At 65.3% G+C, this 16,234-nt stretch carries 15 protein-coding genes; 9 read left to right on the forward strand and 6 right to left on the reverse strand.

All coding sequences use genetic code 11. From position 1 onward, the window contains the following. Positions 1–118 precede the first annotated feature (118 nt). The gene (locus tag U1H82_RS04720; protein WP_322963740.1) at positions 119–769 is read right to left on the reverse strand and encodes a carbonic anhydrase; all 651 of its coding nucleotides are present in this window, start codon (positions 767–769) and stop codon (positions 119–121) included. Positions 770–919: 150 nt separating this feature from the next. Between U1H82_RS04720 and lipA the strand changes: the two genes are divergently transcribed. Together lipA and U1H82_RS04730 are read left to right on the forward strand one after the other, a co-directional pair. Beyond that, on the forward strand, positions 920–1,843 hold the full coding sequence (gene lipA, locus U1H82_RS04725) for a lipoyl synthase (protein WP_322963741.1): 924 nt from the start codon (positions 920–922) through the stop codon (positions 1,841–1,843). Continuing rightward, positions 1,843–2,301: a type II toxin-antitoxin system RatA family toxin gene (locus tag U1H82_RS04730; protein WP_322963742.1), complete on the forward strand. Its 459-nt coding sequence runs from the start codon at positions 1,843–1,845 to the stop codon at positions 2,299–2,301. Before lipA ends, U1H82_RS04730 begins: the two co-directional genes overlap by 1 nt. Here U1H82_RS04730 and U1H82_RS04735 read toward each other — a convergent pair. The 3 genes from U1H82_RS04735 to U1H82_RS04745 are packed head-to-tail and all read right to left on the reverse strand — an operon-like array spanning position 2,262 to position 4,445. Next, positions 2,262–2,762, reverse strand: coding sequence for a CinA family protein (locus U1H82_RS04735; RefSeq protein WP_322963743.1), 501 nt, complete (start codon positions 2,760–2,762; stop codon positions 2,262–2,264). The two genes, U1H82_RS04730 and U1H82_RS04735, sit on opposite strands and share 40 nt — an antisense overlap. A 1-nt stretch (position 2,763) precedes the next feature. Continuing rightward, positions 2,764–3,288, reverse strand: a complete 525-nt coding sequence (locus U1H82_RS04740) for a hypothetical protein (protein ID WP_322963744.1) — start codon at positions 3,286–3,288, stop codon at positions 2,764–2,766. Next, the gene (locus tag U1H82_RS04745; RefSeq protein WP_322963745.1) at positions 3,285–4,445 is read right to left on the reverse strand and encodes a bifunctional 2-C-methyl-D-erythritol 4-phosphate cytidylyltransferase/2-C-methyl-D-erythritol 2,4-cyclodiphosphate synthase; all 1,161 of its coding nucleotides are present in this window, start codon (positions 4,443–4,445) and stop codon (positions 3,285–3,287) included. The genes U1H82_RS04740 and U1H82_RS04745 overlap by 4 nt, the downstream gene beginning before the upstream one ends. A gap of 92 nt (positions 4,446–4,537) precedes the next feature. On the opposite strand from U1H82_RS04745, the gene dusB reads away from it, so the two are divergent. The 7 genes from dusB to hflX all read left to right on the forward strand — a co-directional run bounded on the left by dusB (position 4,538) and on the right by hflX (position 13,634). Then, entirely contained in the window at positions 4,538–5,539 is a 1,002-nt protein-coding gene (dusB, locus tag U1H82_RS04750) for a tRNA dihydrouridine synthase DusB (protein ID WP_322963746.1), read from the forward strand. Further along, on the forward strand, positions 5,523–6,590 hold the full coding sequence (locus U1H82_RS04755) for a two-component system sensor histidine kinase NtrB (protein ID WP_322963747.1): 1,068 nt from the start codon (positions 5,523–5,525) through the stop codon (positions 6,588–6,590). Before dusB ends, U1H82_RS04755 begins: the two co-directional genes overlap by 17 nt. Next, entirely contained in the window at positions 6,587–8,041 is a 1,455-nt protein-coding gene (gene ntrC, locus U1H82_RS04760) for a nitrogen regulation protein NR(I) (protein ID WP_322963748.1), read from the forward strand. The genes U1H82_RS04755 and ntrC overlap by 4 nt, the downstream gene beginning before the upstream one ends. A gap of 64 nt (positions 8,042–8,105) precedes the next feature. Further along, the gene (locus tag U1H82_RS04765; RefSeq protein WP_322963749.1) at positions 8,106–10,340 is read left to right on the forward strand and encodes a sensor histidine kinase NtrY-like; all 2,235 of its coding nucleotides are present in this window, start codon (positions 8,106–8,108) and stop codon (positions 10,338–10,340) included. A 7-nt stretch (positions 10,341–10,347) separates the two neighbouring features. After that, complete coding sequence (ntrX, locus tag U1H82_RS04770; RefSeq protein ID WP_322963750.1) at positions 10,348–11,724, forward strand: nitrogen assimilation response regulator NtrX; 1,377 nt, start codon at positions 10,348–10,350, stop codon at positions 11,722–11,724. An 18-nt stretch (positions 11,725–11,742) separates the two neighbouring features. After that, positions 11,743–12,345, forward strand: coding sequence for an RNA chaperone Hfq (hfq, locus tag U1H82_RS04775; protein WP_322963751.1), 603 nt, complete (start codon positions 11,743–11,745; stop codon positions 12,343–12,345). Further along, positions 12,342–13,634, forward strand: coding sequence for a GTPase HflX (hflX, locus tag U1H82_RS04780; RefSeq protein WP_322963752.1), 1,293 nt, complete (start codon positions 12,342–12,344; stop codon positions 13,632–13,634). The genes hfq and hflX overlap by 4 nt, the downstream gene beginning before the upstream one ends. On the opposite strand, the gene mazG is transcribed toward hflX, so the two are convergent. Together mazG and U1H82_RS04790 are read right to left on the reverse strand one after the other, a co-directional pair. Next, a complete protein-coding gene (gene mazG, locus U1H82_RS04785; RefSeq protein WP_322963753.1) occupies positions 13,615–14,352 on the reverse strand; it encodes a nucleoside triphosphate pyrophosphohydrolase in 738 nt (245 codons plus the stop codon). The genes hflX and mazG overlap by 20 nt on opposite strands. A 618-nt stretch (positions 14,353–14,970) precedes the next feature. Next, positions 14,971–16,178 (reverse strand): IS3 family transposase gene (locus U1H82_RS04790; RefSeq protein WP_322962882.1). Its coding sequence is split into 2 segments (ribosomal slippage): positions 14,971–15,854 and positions 15,854–16,178, totalling 1,209 coding nucleotides; the frame shifts between segments, so codons are not numbered across the junction. Positions 16,179–16,234: the final 56 nt, after the last annotated feature.

Here is a 16,234-nt window from a genome sequence, read left to right on the forward strand (position 1 = left end):
GCGAAGCTGGTGGAGGGGTGTCACCGGTGGCGATGACAGTCCGGCCTAACCAGCCGGGACACCCCTCCGTCAGACCTTCGGTCTGCCACCTCCCCTGCAAGGGGAGGAATTTATGGAATTACGCCGTGGCAAGGGCCGGGGTGGCCGGCTGGAACTCGCCATTCTCGTCCATCAGGTGCAGCACGCCGTCCGCGATCGCGAAATAGGCACCGCGAAGCTTGAGCTTGCCCGCTTCTTCCCGCTTGGTGACGAAGGGAAAGGTGCGCAGATTGGCGATCGACGTGCGAACCGACTCCATCTCCATCTCGCGCATCGCATCAGGGCCGTCGCCATGCTTGGCGATGACCTTCTCGCGGGCGTCGTCGAGCAGGTTGACCCAGTCGGAGATGAAGCCGCCTTCACCCTGCGGAGCGTGGGCGAAGCCTTGGGTCAGCGCCGCCTTGCAGCCGCCGCATGCACCATGGCCCATGACGACGACATCGGTCACTTCCAGCTGCGTCACCGCAAATTCGAGTGCGGCCGACACGCCATGATGACCGCCACCCGTCTCGAACGGGGGAACGAGGTTGGCGACGTTACGCACGACAAAGATTTCGCCGGGCAGCGTGTCGAAAATCTGCGCCGGATCGACGCGGCTGTCCGAACAGGCGATCACCATCACCTTGGGGCTCTGGCCTTCCTTCAATTCGGCCCAGCGGTCGCGCTGGCGACGCCAATCGGAGGTCCGAAAGCGCTGATAGCCATCCACGAGGTCGTTAAAGTCGGTCATTGCTCTCTCTTATCCAGTTCAGGAACCGTACTGTAGCAGGCGAACCCGAGCAGGGCCGTTTCGGTTCCATATCAAAGTGTGTCTGTTCCGGCTATGCGGCGCGTCCAGCAGGCATTGTGTCGAGCCGAGTGCATCGCTATTTCGCGGGGCATGAACGAGTTGACACCGTTGGCCGCGCCGGTGCGCGCGCGCAAGCCCGATTGGATTCGCGTCAAGGCCCCGACGAGCGCGGGGTTTGCCGCCACCCGCGAGCTGATGCGTGCCAAGAGCCTGACGACCGTCTGCGAAGAGGCGGCGTGTCCGAATATCGGCGAATGCTGGTCCAAGAAGCATGCGACCGTCATGATCCTGGGCGATACCTGCACCCGCGCCTGCGCCTTCTGTAACGTGAAGACCGGCATGCCGCGCAAGGTCGACGCGATGGAGCCGCAGAATGTCGCCGATGCGGCTGCGCAGATGGGGCTGAAGCACATCGTCGTCACCTCGGTCGATCGCGACGACCTGCCCGATGGCGGCGCTTCGCAGTTCGTGAAGGTGATCCAGGCGCTCCGCCGCACGACGCCCGATACGACGATCGAAATCCTGACGCCGGACTTCCGCAACAAGGCGCAGGCGGCGATCGAGTCGATCGTCGAGGCGCGGCCCGACGTGTACAACCACAATCTGGAGACGGTCCCCAGGCTCTATCCGACGATCCGGCCGGGCGCGCGCTATTATGCGTCATTGCGTCTGCTGGAGAGCGTGAAGCGCCACGATCCGTCGATCTTCACCAAGTCGGGCGTGATGCTCGGCCTCGGCGAGGAGCGGTTGGAGGTCCATCAGGTGATGGACGATATGCGCTCGGCCGATATCGATTTCCTGACCATGGGCCAGTATCTTCAGCCGACGCCGCGCCATGCCAAGGTCGCCGAGTTCGTGACACCCAAGGCGTTCGACGCCTATGCCGCGATCGCGCGGGCCAAGGGCTTCCTGCTGGTCGCCAGCTCGCCGCTGACCCGCTCCAGCTATCATGCGGGTGACGATTTCGAGCGGATGCGCGCCGCGCGCGAGGCAAAGCTCGCAAGCGTTCGCTGATGCCCAGGCATAGCGAGACACGGCATCTGCCCTATACGCCGGAGCAGATGTTCGATCTGGTCGCCGATGTCGCGCGCTACCCGGAGTTTCTGCCCTGGGTATCGGCGATGCGGGTCCGGTCGGACACGCCCGGCGAGACGGTCGCGGACATGATCGTCGGGTTCAAGGGCCTGCGCGAGACCTTTACCAGCCGCGTGACCAAGGAGCGGCCGGGATCGATCGACGTCGAATATCTCGACGGACCGCTCAAATATCTGCGCAACAACTGGCGTTTCCGGCCCGAGGAGCAGGGATGCGCAGTCGACTTCACCGTCGACTTCGCCTTCAAGAACCGGGTGTTCGAGATGCTGGCGGGGCAGGTGTTCGGCACGGCCCTGCGCCGCATGATCGGCGCGTTCGAAGACCGTGCCGCCAAGCTTTACGGCAGCAGCAGTTCCAGCGCCAACAGCGCCGCCTGAAGCCGGATACCGCCCCGTCCGATATCGCCGAACTCGTGACGTTCGGCCTTCACGTCGTCGGGGTCGCCGCCACGTAGCGCCTGGGCGAAGACGACGGTGCCCACCGGCTTCTTCGCCGTACCGCCACCGGGGCCCGCCACGCCGGTAATGGCGACGGCCACGTCCGCGTCGCTCGCCGCCAGTGCGCCCTGCGCCATGCCCCAGGCGGTGGCGGTGGAGACGGCGCCGAAGGTTTCGATCACCTCCGGGCTGACGTTCAGCAGATTGATCTTGGCCTGATTGGAATAGGTGACGAACCCCGCCTCGACCACGTCGGACGAGCCGGGGATTTCGGTCAATGCCGCCGACACGAGCCCGCCGGTGCAGCTCTCAGCCAGTGCCACGCGGCGTCCGGCCGCACGGTTGGCGACGACCACGCGTTCGGCCAGTTCGATCAACGCGCGGGGGAGAAGAACATCCATATCAGTTTCCGTTGGTGCAAAGCGGCAGGTCGGGCACGGCTACCTGCCGCCCGCGAGCCTTTTCGGTCTTCAGATATTGCAGCGCGGTCACGACGACGCCCGCCATGTTGCGCGGGGGCAGGGGGGCAAGTTGCGTCACTAGTCGATCGATCGTGCCGCAATCCTCCAGCCCGATCCGCCCGACAATGAAGGGCACGAGCAGCGAAGTCAGCAGCGGGCGCGCATAGTCCGACTGAAGCAGCGTATCGATCGCGGGATCGGACAGCTTGACGATCGCGGCCTTCGCAGCGGGCCAGGCCTGGTCGGCGGCGCTTTCATATTTGGAGATCAGTGAGCCGCCGCCCCGGATCAGGCTGCCCGCGGGCAGGCGTGCACCACAGACCCGGCCCGTTTCGCGCAGGATGTCGGGCATGGCGACCAGGGTCATGGCCTCCGCCTCGGGCGTGGTGATGCAGGCACGCTGCGCCGTCGCCACCTCGGGCGCGGCCAGCGCAGCGAGCGCTACGATCAGGCCCAGCCGCTTCATGCTGCCACCCCGCCCGGCAGGCGAACGGTCGCCACCGCCTGCGTCGCGATACCCTCGCCGCGCCCGGTAAAGCCCAGCCGTTCGGTGGTGGTCGCCTTCAGGCTGACACGATTATGATCGATGCCGAGCAGCCCGGCGATCCGCCCGACCATGGCGGCGCGGTGCGGGCCGATCTTGGGGGCTTCGCAGATGATGGTCAGGTCGACGAAATCGATCCGGCCGCCCTTGTCGGCGATCAGCTTGGCGGCGTGCTGGAGGAACTGGCCCGACTCGGCGCCCTTCCACTGCGGGTCGCTGGGGGGGAAGTGGGTGCCGATATCGCCCGCCGCGATCGTGCCGAGCAGCGCATCGGTCAGCGCATGGAGCGCCACATCGGCGTCGCTATGCCCGGACAGCCCCTGGTGATGCGGGATCAGCACCCCGCCCAGCCACAATTCCTCGCCATCCTCCAGGCGGTGGACGTCATAGCCCATCGCGGTCCGGGTTTCCCAGGTCAGGCGCATATCGGCTCCGGTCATGTCATCGGGATAGGTGATTTTCTCGAGCATGGCATCGCCCTGCACCAAAGCGACGCGCCCGCCAAGCCGTCGCACCATCTGCGCATCGTCCGTCGCTTCCGCTTCGGCGGGCCAGGCGGCGTGTGCCGCGATCACGGCTTGCAGGTGGAAGCCCTGCGGCGTCTGGACCCGGACCACCCCATCACGCGGTACGACCTCACCCAAGGCTTCGTCATGCGACCGGGCCAGCGTGTCGGCGACGGGCAGGACGGGCATCGCGCCGTCCGCGGACCCCAGCCCGGCCAGCACGCGGTCGATGACGTCCGCCGAGAGGAAAGGCCGCGCCGCGTCGTGGATCAGCACCTTTGTCACGCCCGCCAGCGCCAGATGGCGAAGTCCCCGTGCGACCGACTCCCGGCGACTGGCACCACCGGCTTCCACCCAGCCATCGGGCAGGATCGACCGCGTATGATCGATCTGCTCCTCCGCCACCACGGTCAGCACCGTATCGATCGCAGGATGCGACGCGAAGGCTGCATGGCTCCAGCACAGCATCGGCCGTCCGCCCAGATCGCGAAACTGCTTCGGCACGCCGCCGCCCATGCGGGCGCCCCCGCCCGCCGCGACGATCAGCGCGGCGATCTTTTCATTCTGGCTCATGGGCTTCGCCTAGCGGCTTTTGGCCGGGCCCGCCAATCTTGCCATGGCGGCCCTATTCCCCTATGGCGATTGCTTAATTTTCAGGCAGTATGATGCGTAATCTCGCCCCCATTCAGGTCGGTCCGGTGACGATCGATAGCCCCGTCGTGCTGGCACCGATGACCGGTGTCACCGACATGCCTTTCCGCACGCTCGTCCGCCGCTATGGCTCGGGACTGAACGTGACGGAAATGATCGCCAGCCAGGCCGCGATCCGCGAGACACGCCAGTCCATCCAGAAAGCGGCCTGGCATCCGCTGGAAGAGCCGGTGTCGATGCAGCTGGTCGGCTGCACGCCCTATGAGATGGGCGAGGCGGCCAAGCTGAATGCCGATCGTGGCGCCGCGATCATCGACATCAACATGGGCTGTCCGGTGCGCAAGGTCGTGAACGGCGATGCGGGTTCGGCGCTGATGCGCGACCTGAAGCTGGCTGCGGCCCTCATCGAAGCCACGGTCAAGGCCGTCGATGTGCCGGTGACGCTGAAGATGCGCATGGGCTGGTGCCATGACAGCCTGAATGCCCCCGAACTGTCGCGCATCGCCGAGGATCTCGGGGTAAAGATGATTACGGTGCACGGTCGCACCCGCAACCAGATGTACAAGGGTAGCGCCGATTGGGCCTTCATCCGGAACGTCAAGAATGCGGTGTCGATCCCGGTCATCGCGAACGGCGACATCTGCTCGATCGACGATGCCGATGCGGCGCTCGACCAGTCGGGTGCGGACGGCATCATGATCGGGCGCGGGGCCTATGGTCGTCCCTGGCTGCTGGGACAGGTGATGCACTGGTTCGCGACCGGCGAGCGTCGCGAAGACCCCGCCCTCGACGAACAATATCGTGCCGTGACCGAGCATTATGATGCAATGCTGGAGCATTATGGCACCGAGACCGGCGTCAACATGGCCCGCAAGCATATCGGCTGGTACACGCGCGGCCTGCACGGCTCGGCCGAGTTCCGCAACAAGGTGAACCAGGAAGCCAGCGCGGATCGGGTGAAAACCATGCTGCGCGACTTCTACCTGCCGCAGATCGAGCTTGCTGCCGCCGCTTGAGCCCACGCGCCACGGTCGACCGGGCTTCGCGGCGTTGTTCGCCGCGCTGCCGGTGGCGGTGGTCGTGGTCGACCCCGACGACCGTATCGCCCATGCCAATGGATTGGCCGAACAGCTGCTGAACCTGTCGGAGCGGCTGATGAACGGCCAGCCCTTGGCCGCGATCCTGCCGCCGCCCGATGCACCGCGCAGCCGCGACGGGCATGGATTTGCGGTCTATGACACGGTCATCGCCACGCCACATGGCCCGAAGATCCGCGTCGATTTCGTCGAGGCGCAAATCCCCGACCATCCCGGCTGGCGTGCGATCACGTTGCATAGCGCGGGGCCCTCACGGCGTCTTGCCCATGCGTCGGACCGGAGTGCAGGGGCGCGCGCGGCGGTGGGCGCGGCGGCGATGCTGGCGCATGAGATCAAGAACCCGCTATCGGGTATCCGTGGTGCCGCGCAATTGCTGAATGGCGGAGAGTTGACCACGCTCATTACGACCGAGGTTGACCGGATCGCCGCGCTGATCGATCGCATGCAGGATTTCAGCGATACTCGGCCGCTGCCGCTGGCGTCCGAGAATATCTATCCGCTGCTCGGCCATGCCCGCGGCGTGGCGCTGGCCGGGTTCGCCCGAGGCATCGCGATCGAGGAGCGTTTCGATCCTTCGCTGCCCCCGGCGCGGATCAATCGCGATGCCTTGCTTCAGATCGTCATCAACCTGCTCAAGAACGCGCGGGAGGCAGTGCGGGCGGTGCGCAACCCCCAGATCATCCTGACCACCGCCTATCGCCACGGCATGTCGATCAGCATGGGGGAGGGGCGTCCGCGCCTGCCATTGCCGATCGAAATCTGCGTCGTCGACAATGGTCCGGGGGCACCCGCCGATATCGCCGATCATCTGTTCGACCCCTTCGTCTCGGGCCGTCGCGAAGGCCAGGGTCTGGGGCTTGCGCTGGTCGACAAGCTGGTCCGCGACATGAGCGGGATCATCCAATATGCCAGGGAGGGATCGCCCGAGATGACGGTCTTTCGCCTGCTTCTGCCAAGGGCACATCCATGAGCCATGTCCTGGTCGTCGATGACGACGCCGCGATCCGTACCGTCGTTGGCCAGGCACTGCGCCGTGCCGGGCATGAGGTGACGGTGGTCGAGACGCTGGCGCGGCTGGATCGCATCCTGGCGGGCGGCGCGCCGGATATCCTCGTCACCGACGTCATCCTCCCCGATGGCGACGGGATCGATCATATCCGGGGGGTGGCAGAGCGCTTTCCGGCGCTGCCGATCATCATCCTTTCGGCGCAGAATACACTGACCACCGCCGTTCGCGCGGCCGAGGTGGGGGCCTATGAATATCTCCCCAAGCCCTTCGATCTCGATGCGCTGACCAATGCGGTCGCTGGCGCGCTGGCCCGGCGCGGGGTGCTGGTCGAGGATGGGCTTGGCGAGGACGACCGGGCCTTGCCGCTGATCGGGCGGTCGCAGGCGATGCAGGCCGTCTACCGCGTGATCGCGCGGGTCGTGTCGACCGACCTGACGGTCCTGGTCTCGGGCGAATCGGGGACCGGCAAGGAACTGGTCGCGCGGGCGATCCATGATCTGGGGCCGCGCCGGGCCGCGCCCTTCGTGGCGATCAACATGGCCGCCATCCCGCGCGAACTGATCGAGGCAGAACTGTTCGGCCATGAACGCGGCGCCTTCACCGGTGCGGCTCAGCGCAATGCGGGGCGGTTCGAGCAGGCGGCAGGCGGCACCCTGTTCCTCGACGAGATCGGCGATATGCCGATGGAGGCACAGACCCGGTTGCTGCGCGTCCTGCAATCGGGTGAGTTCACCACGGTCGGCGGCGCGCGGACGATTCGCACCGATGTCCGCATCGTTGCCGCCACCAACCGGGATCTCAGCCAGCAGGTCGCGTCGGGCCAGTTTCGCGAAGACCTGTTCTACCGCTTGAACGTGGTGCCGATCGCCCTGCCAGCGCTTCGCGAACGGCGGCAGGACATTCCGCTGCTCGCCCGTCACTTCCTGGAGAATGCCGCGCTTCAGGGGCTACCGAAGCGCCGGATCGACACGCACGCCCTGGACGTGCTCGTGACGCATGACTGGCCGGGCAATGTTCGCGAGCTTGAGAATATGATGCGCCGTCTCGCGGTGCTGGCGCGGGACGAGGTGATCGACGCAGATGCGGTGCGCGCCATGCTGGGCGAGGCGCGGTCCATGTCCGCACCCAACGGTGCCGCTGCCGCCGATGGTGACCTGTCGGCGGCGGTGCGTGCCTATATCGCGCGGCTGGCGATGGCGCACCCCGCGGCGCTGGACGACGGCACGCTCTACGACCGGATCATCGGCGAAGTCGAACGTCCCCTGATCGAAGCGATGCTGGCACGCCATGGCGGCAATCAGCTTCGGGCCGCCAGGGCCATGGGAATTAACCGGAATACCTTGCGCAAGCGTCTGGATACGCTGAACATCCCGGTCAATGGCGATGACGGGGGTGGCGAGGCCGTGGCATAATTTTCACGAATTGTGGCTTGCAGGACACGCTTGACGTTGTACGATTGCAACGATGTTGGCGTCCGTGAAGCTCGCTGAACCTGCCGAAGGGCCGCGCTCTCGCTTCGCGGTCACCCCGCTTGTGGAAATCGCCGTGATCCTCGGTGCGGTCGCAATCGCGATCGGCACCTATGTCTATATCGACAGTCGCCACGATGCGCAGGGCCTGATCGCGCCGCCGGTGATGGCTGGTCTGCTCGCGCTCAACCTGGTTCCCGGCGTGCTTCTGCTGATGCTGCTCGGGCGGCGGGTGGCGATGCGTCGTGCGGCCGAATCGGCGGTCGGCGGCGGCGGGCGGCTGCATGTCCGGCTGGTCGCCTTGTTCTCGCTGACGGCGAGCGTGCCGATCCTTCTGACCGTGGTAACCGCCTCGATCCTGTTTCAGTCCTCCGCCGAGTTCTGGATTTCGGACCGGGCGCGCAAGGCGTTCGGCGATGCGATGAACATCGCGCGCCAGTCGCAGCAGCAGATCATCAAACGCTGGGTCGATACCGGCCGTGCCATGTCGCAGGATTTGGGCCGAAATCTGCCCGCCCTTCGTGAGAACCGCCGCGATTTCCACGACTATCTCGTCCAGCAGACGGTCGTACGCGATACGGTGGAGTCGGTCCTCTTCTCATACGACCCCAAACAGGGGTTCAAATTCTACGACTTCTTCAACCAGCCGTCGGACACCACCTTCCGCGAGTTGGTGACGCCCGAGATGATCCAGCAGGCGAGCAAGCTGAACCGTCCGGAGGTCGGGATCAACGAGCAGCGCGTCTGGGTGGTCACGCCTTTGCCCGAGGGCAATGGCCTGATGCTCTATATCGGTACGCCGGTGAACGCCGAGTTCCTGAGCAAACAGCATTTCGCGGCGGAGGACGTATTCGACGACTATCGCGCGCTCCAGGGCCGGGCGCGTTCGCTCCAGCTGAAGTTCAACCTCGTCCTGTTCGCGATCGCCCTGCTGATCGTCGGCATCGCGGTCTGGATCGCTTTGGCGGTTGCGGATCGCCTGGTGCGGCCGGTCGGGGAACTGGTTGATGCGGCGCGGCGAATCGCGGGCGGCGATCTGACCGCGCGCGTGCCCGATCCGCGTACCCGTGACGAGGTCGGCACGCTGGCCAATGCGTTCAACCAGATGACCGGTCAGCTGGAGCGGCAGAACACCGAGCTGGTCACCGCCAATGCGCAGCTGAACAATCGTCGTGCGCTGATCGAAGCGGTGATGGCGGGGGTTTCGGCCGGCGTGATGGCCGTCGGTCGCGATCGGCAGGTGCGGATCGCCAACAACTCCGCGGATATCCTGCTAGGCGCTGACCAGGGGGGCCTTGTCGGCCGGAAACTGGGAGAAGTCGCCCCCGAACTGGACGAACTGCTCGACCAGGGACGGCGCGAGGCGACGGTGCAGGTGGCGCTGCATGGCGACATGCGGACGCTGGCGGTGCGGATCGCGCAGACCGCTGACGGCCCCATCCTGACCTTCGACGACATCACCCAGCAACTGCTCGACCAGCGCCGTGCCGCCTGGTCGGATGTCGCCCGCCGTATCGCCCATGAGATCAAGAATCCGTTGACCCCGATCCAGCTGGCGGCCGAGCGGCTCCAGCGGCGATATGGCAAGGTCGTCGGTCCCGAAGATCCCACATTCGGCCGCCTGACCGAAACGATCGTCCGCCAGGTCGGCGACTTGCGGCGGATGGTCGACGAATTCTCCTCCTTCGCGCGCATGCCCAAGCCGGTGTTTCGCGAAGAGGCGATCGCCGACATTGGTGCGCAGGCGATGTTCCTGCATGAGGTCGCGCATCCCGAAGTCCGCTTCGAGTTCCATCAGGAAGAGCCCGCGCCGACCCTGGTCTGTGACCGGCGGCAAATGAGCCAGGCGCTGACCAACATCGTCAAGAATGCGGTGGAAGCGATTGAATCCCGGCCAGAAGGCATGGCGGGGGGCAAGGTCGTGATGACGGTCGGTCACCAGGGGGGTATGGTCACGATCACCGTGACCGACAACGGCATCGGCCTGCCCCCCGAGCGCGACCGGATCATCGAACCCTATATGACGACGCGCGCGCGCGGCACCGGCCTGGGCCTGGCGATCGTCAACAAGATCATTGAGGAACATGCCGGCACGATCGGCTTTTCCGACAATCCCACAGGCGGCACCATCGTATCGATGATGTTCGATGCCGGTGCCCTTGCGGCGCTGGATCAGGGGGGCGCCGAACCCGAACTGGCTGGGGAGGGCCAGCTCACCGCTTTGACTCGTACCCGGACGTAAAAAGATCATGGCTTTGGACATCCTCGTCGTCGACGACGAACTTGATATCCGCGAACTCGTCGCGGGCGTGCTGGAGGACGAGGGCTATGATGCCCGCGTCGCGGCGGACAGCGATTCGGCGCTGGAGGCGGTGGCGGTACGGCGGCCGTCGCTGGTGTTGCTCGACGTCTGGTTGCAGGGGTCGAAGCTCGACGGGCTGGAACTGCTCGACGAGATCAAGCGGCGCGATCCGTCGATCCCCGTTCTCGTCATCTCGGGGCATGGCAATCTCGACACGGCGGTTGCGGCGATCCGCAAAGGGGCGGCCGACTTTATCGAGAAACCGTTCGAGGCCGAACGGCTGCTGCTGATGGTCGCGCGCGCGACCGAAACCGAAAGGCTGCGGCGTGAGAATGCCTCGCTGCGCGCATCGGCAGGGCGCGAGACGGACCTGACCGGATCGTCGAGTGCGATCAACGGCATCCGCGCCACCCTGAAGCGGGTCGCCGCGACCGGCAGCCGGGTGCTCATCATGGGCGCGGCGGGCGTCGGCAAGGAAGTGGCGGCTCGCCTGCTCCATGGCTGGAGCAATCGCGCGGACGCGCCGTTCGTCGTCGTCAGCGCCGCGCGTATGACGCCGGAGCGCGTCGAGGAAGAGCTGTTCGGGGTAGAGGAGGGGGGCGACCTCGTCCGTACCGGTCTCCTCGAACAGGCGCATGGCGGCACCCTGTTCCTCGACGAGATCGCCGACATGCCGATCGCGACCCAGGCGCGTATCCTGCGCGTCCTGACCGATCAGAGCTTTACCCGTGTCGGCGGCATCCGCGTCGTCAAGGTCGATGTCCGCGTCGTCTCCGCCACCGCACGCGACCTGACGCAGGAGATTGCCGAAGGCCGCTTCCGCGAAGACCTGTATTATCGTCTGAACGTCGTGCCCGTCACCATCCCGTCACTGGCCGAACGGCGCGAGGACATCCCGCCGCTGGTCGAGCATTTCATGGCGCATTACGCCACCGAGCGCCGGGTCCGCACGCCGGAGATCGCGCCCGACGCGATGGTGGCGATGCAATCCTATGACTGGCCGGGCAATGTCCGCCAGTTGCGCAACGTGGTCGAGCGGACGATCATCCTGGCACCGGGCGACCGGGTGGGGCGGATCGACCTCGACCTGCTGCCCGCCGAAGTGCTGGGCGAGGGGGCCGATATGGGCGGCGGGGGGGCGACAGCGATCATGGGGGCGCCCTTGCGAGAGGCGCGTGAGAGTTGGGAGCGCGAATATCTGCGCGTCCAGATCCGACGCTTTTCCGGCAATATCTCGCGGACCGCGAGCTTTATCGGGATGGAGCGATCGGCGCTGCATCGCAAGCTGAAGCTGCTGGGGATCAGCGAGACGCGCGAGGATTGATCGCGTGCCTCTGGACGAATGCCCCTGGAAACCATAGATATCGGCGGCGCCCGGTCCACGGGCGCAATTCCGACGCCGGGAAACGGCGCTACTCGCGGGCACGGACCCGCCAAGAACAAGGGCTCGACCATGGCCGACAAATCGGGTTCGCTCCAGGACCTGTTTCTGAATGCACTGCGCCGCTCCAAGGCGCCGGTGACCATGTTCCTCGTCAAGGGCGTCAAGCTCCAGGGGATCGTCACCTGGTTCGACAATTTTTCCGTGCTGTTGCGCCGCGACGGTCAGTCGCAGCTGATCTACAAGCACGCCATCTCCACCATCATGCCCTCGGGCCCGCTGGACGTTGCCGCGATCGTCGACGGCGTGAACGAACAGCAGCGCAAGAACCCGCTTTTGCAGGAAATCTTCCTCAACGCGGTGCGCAAGTCCGAAGACCCCGTCACCATGTTCCTGATCAACGGCGTGATGTTGCAGGGGCAGATTGCCGGGTTCGATCTGTTCTGCATGCTGTTGCAGCGTGAGGGCATGGCGCAACTCGTCTACAAGCATGCCGTTTCGACCATTCAGCCGGCGCGCCCGCTGAACTTGGCCGAAGAGCAGGCGGGATCGGCCGAGGATTGAGTACCGGCTTCGATCGCGATCGCGGGGAGTTCGCTCGTGGCGCCCGCACGGTCATCGTCCTGCCCGATCAGGGCGATGCCGCGCGTGATGCCGAGGCGCGGCTGGAGGAAACTGCCGGGCTCGCCATGGCGATCGGCTTGGATGTGGTCGAGCGCATAGCGTTACGGGTGCGCGCACCCAAGCCCGCGACGCTGATCGGCAGCGGCCAAGTCGAGCAGGTCGCGCAACAGGTGCGAATGGAAGAGGCGCAGCTCGTCGTATTCGACGCGGCGCTGACCCCGGTGCAGCAGCGCAACCTCGAAACCGCGCTGGAGGCCAAGGTCATCGACCGAACCGGCCTGATCCTGGAGATCTTCGGCGAGCGTGCGGCGACCGCCGAGGGGCGGTTGCAGGTCGAGCTGGCCCATCTCGACTATCAGGCAGGTCGGCTGGTGCGCAGCTGGACCCACTTGGAACGCCAGCGGGGCGGCTTCGGCTTCCTGGGCGGGCCTGGCGAAACGCAGATCGAGGCCGACCGCCGCATGATCCGTGATCGCATGGCGCGGCTACGGCGGGAGCTTGATCAGGTCAGCCGGACACGGGGCCTTCACCGCGAACGCCGCCAGCGGGCACCTTGGCCGGTGATCGCGCTGGTGGGTTATACCAACGCCGGAAAATCGACGCTTTTCAATCGCTTGACGGGCGCTCATGTCATGGCGAAAGACCTTCTTTTCGCCACGCTCGACCCAACGCTGCGCCAGATTTCATTGCCCGGTATCGACAAGGCGATCCTGTCCGACACGGTCGGCTTCGTCTCGGACCTGCCGACGCAGCTGGTTGCGGCGTTCAAGGCGACGCTCGAAGAGGTGGTGTCCGCCGACCTGTTGATCCATGTCCGCGACATCGCCCATCCCGACAGCGAAGCCCAGCGCGCCGATGTCGAGGCTGTGCTGACCGAAATCGGTGTCGACCCGGAAACCCCGCGATTCGAGGCGTGGAACAAGATCGACCTGATCGAAGGCGACGCACGCGAGGACGTGCTGATCGAGGCCGAACGTCGCCCCCATATCGTCGCGGTATCGGCGATGACGGGAGAGGGCATTGACGATCTGATCGAGCAGGTCGCCGCCGCATTGACCTCGGGGCATCGTCGCTACCGGGTTACGCTGGATGCCGGTGACGGGGCGGGGGCCGCCTGGCTCCATGCGCATGGCGAGGTTCTGGATCAGGTGATCGAAGGCGACCAGGCGGTCTATGACGTCCGCCTGTCCGAACCCGATTATGACCGTTTCACCCGTCGCGACGTTTGACGGACTGCCAAAGCGCTTCTTTGGCTTCCAGATCGAGCGCAGCGAACGCGTCGCCCGCTTCTGCTTCCATTCCGCGAAAGCGGCGCTCGAACTTGCCATTGGCATAACGGAGCGCCGCTTCGGCATCGACGCCGCAGTGGCGGGCCCAGTTGACGACCGAGAATAGCAGATCGCCGAATTCTTCCGCCAGTGTCTCGGGTGGGGCTTCGGCGATTTCCTGAAGTTCCTCGTCGACCTTCGCGCGCGATCCTTCGACATCGGGCCAGTCGAAGCCGACCCGTGCCGCGCGCTTCTGCAACTTCTCCGCACGCATCAGCGCGGGCAAGCCGAGTGCAACGCCGTCGAGCGTCCCGCCCGCCGACCTGGCCTGGCGTTCCTCGGCCTTGATCTGTTCCCACAGGTGATGGCCGCCCTCGGCAACGTCACCAAAGATATGCGGATGGCGGCGCTCCATCTTGTCACTGATCGCCGCGACGACATCGGGAAAGGCGAACTGGCCCTGATCCTCGGCGATCTGGGCGTGGAAGACGACCTGGAGCAGCAGGTCGCCCAGTTCGTCCTTCAAGTCCGCCATGTCGCCGCGCGCGATGGCATCGGCGACTTCATGCGCTTCCTCGATCGTATAGGGCGCGATGCTCTCGAAGCTCTGCGCGACATCCCATTCGCAACCGGTATGCGGATCGCGCAGGCGCTTCATGATGGTCAGCAGACGATCCATAGGATCAGCTCCTTGTTCCCGCAGTTTAGAAAAGACATAATCTTCGCCAGATAGAAATGACACTGTCTGGTAGCAGCGGGGGCAGCGTGGAGCCATCCAAACAGCGCAGCGCTGCCCCAGCTGTTGCGATCACCTCTCGGCTCCTGACCCCGGACCCGCTGCGCCAGCAGCGGGCTCGGTCACGCCGGTTTTCAGACGGCCCGCCCTTTCCCGAAACTCCATGTCCGATGGGGCATTTCGGGAAAAGGCAATTGGGAACATATTTCGGGCAAACGCGCCACCTGGGCGGCCTACAGCCCACTCGTCGGCGTACCATCGTGGCGGCAGACCTTCCCAATTGGGAATGCTGGATCGACTGCTAATCCGGCTCCGGCTCCGCTCTCCATTCGCGGCCTTTTATGTCAACGTGAGCGCTGTCTTGTGTGTGGCTCACGCTGGTTGCATCATCTGTCGATGATAAAGATGTTTCTGCTCGCCATAGCATCCGCCGCCAGCGCCAGTTCTACAACATCGCCTTGTGTGCCTGTCGCATCAGATCATCTGGCCCCAACAAAGTCGGCCATTGATGACCATAAAGCGCTCCGAAAAGTGATCTGGCCCCCGTTTGGCCGGACGGATTCAAGCGGTTGCAGAAACCATTGCGCGATGCTCGCGCGGGGAACGCATTTTGAGCCCTGAATGAGGGTGGTTGTCGTTGTAGTCTTCGATCCATCCGGCAAGCGATGTCAACGCGGTGAGTGCATCGGGTAGCGACGAGACGCGGACGTAATCGCGTTTGAGGGTATGCACGAAGGCTTCGGAGATGCCGTTGGATTGCGGGCTGCGGACAGGGGTGAAGCAGGGTTTGAGCCCGAGTTGCCGGGCAAAGGTCCGCGTTTCGCGGGCGGTATAGGCCGAGCCGTTATCGGACAGCATCTCAACCGGCGCGACCGTGCGCATACCGCCGAAGCGGGCCTCCACGGCTTCCAGCATGATGTCGCGCACGTCCGAACCGCTGATGCCGGCATTGGTGACGGCGTGCCAGGCGATGATCTCGCGGTCGTGGGCGTCGATGATAAAGGCGCCGCGCACGACCTCGCCGTTCCAGCAGGTGAACTCGAACCCGTCCGAGCACCAGCGCAGGTTCGAGCGGATCGCCACCACGACGCCGTCATGACCGTAATCGGTTCGCTCGGTATAGCGCCGCGCCAGCAGCAGGCGGTTGGCTGCCATGATGCGGTAGACGCGTTTGTGGTTGACCGGCACCAGTCCTTCGGCGCGCTGCTGTCGATTGAGGACCGCCGCGATGCGGCGGTAGCCGTATGTTGGCCGCTGCGCGGCGATCTGGCGAATGCGGGGCAACAGGTCCGCGTCGTCGGCCTTCGTGTATGGCCCGCGCGTCTTGGTGCTGCCGGTCAGGCGGTCGTACACCGTCGAGCGTCCGACGCCGAGCGTGCTGGCGACCAGGCTCACCGGATAGTCTCCGGCAGCGGCGAGTGCATGAGCAAGCTCGCTTTTTTTGGGCGCGAGCGCTCCAGCGCCTCCTTCAGTATCTCGACCTCCAGCGTCTTGCGGCCGAGCTGGCGCTCCAGTTCGCGGATGCGGGCTTCCATCTCACGGACCTGACGGTTGCTGGTTACGTCATCGTCGCCGACGATCGCGACGCTTCCGCCTTCCAGCATCAGCCGCCGCCAGCGGTACAGCAGGTTCGGGGCCACGCCATTGCGGCGCGCCACCACCGATATGCTCTCGCGACCATCGAGCGTTTCCTCAACGATCCTCAGCTTCTCGGTGGAACCCCAGTGACGACGCCGACCGCCGTCGGTGATGATCTCGGACACGGACATAAGCCTATGCTCAGGGGATAGCCCCAAGCCTCCTTCTTAGGCTTGAATCCGTCCGG

The organism is Sphingomonas fuzhouensis (genome assembly GCF_034659795.1).
Lineage (GTDB): Bacteria > Pseudomonadota > Alphaproteobacteria > Sphingomonadales > Sphingomonadaceae > Sphingomonas > Sphingomonas fuzhouensis.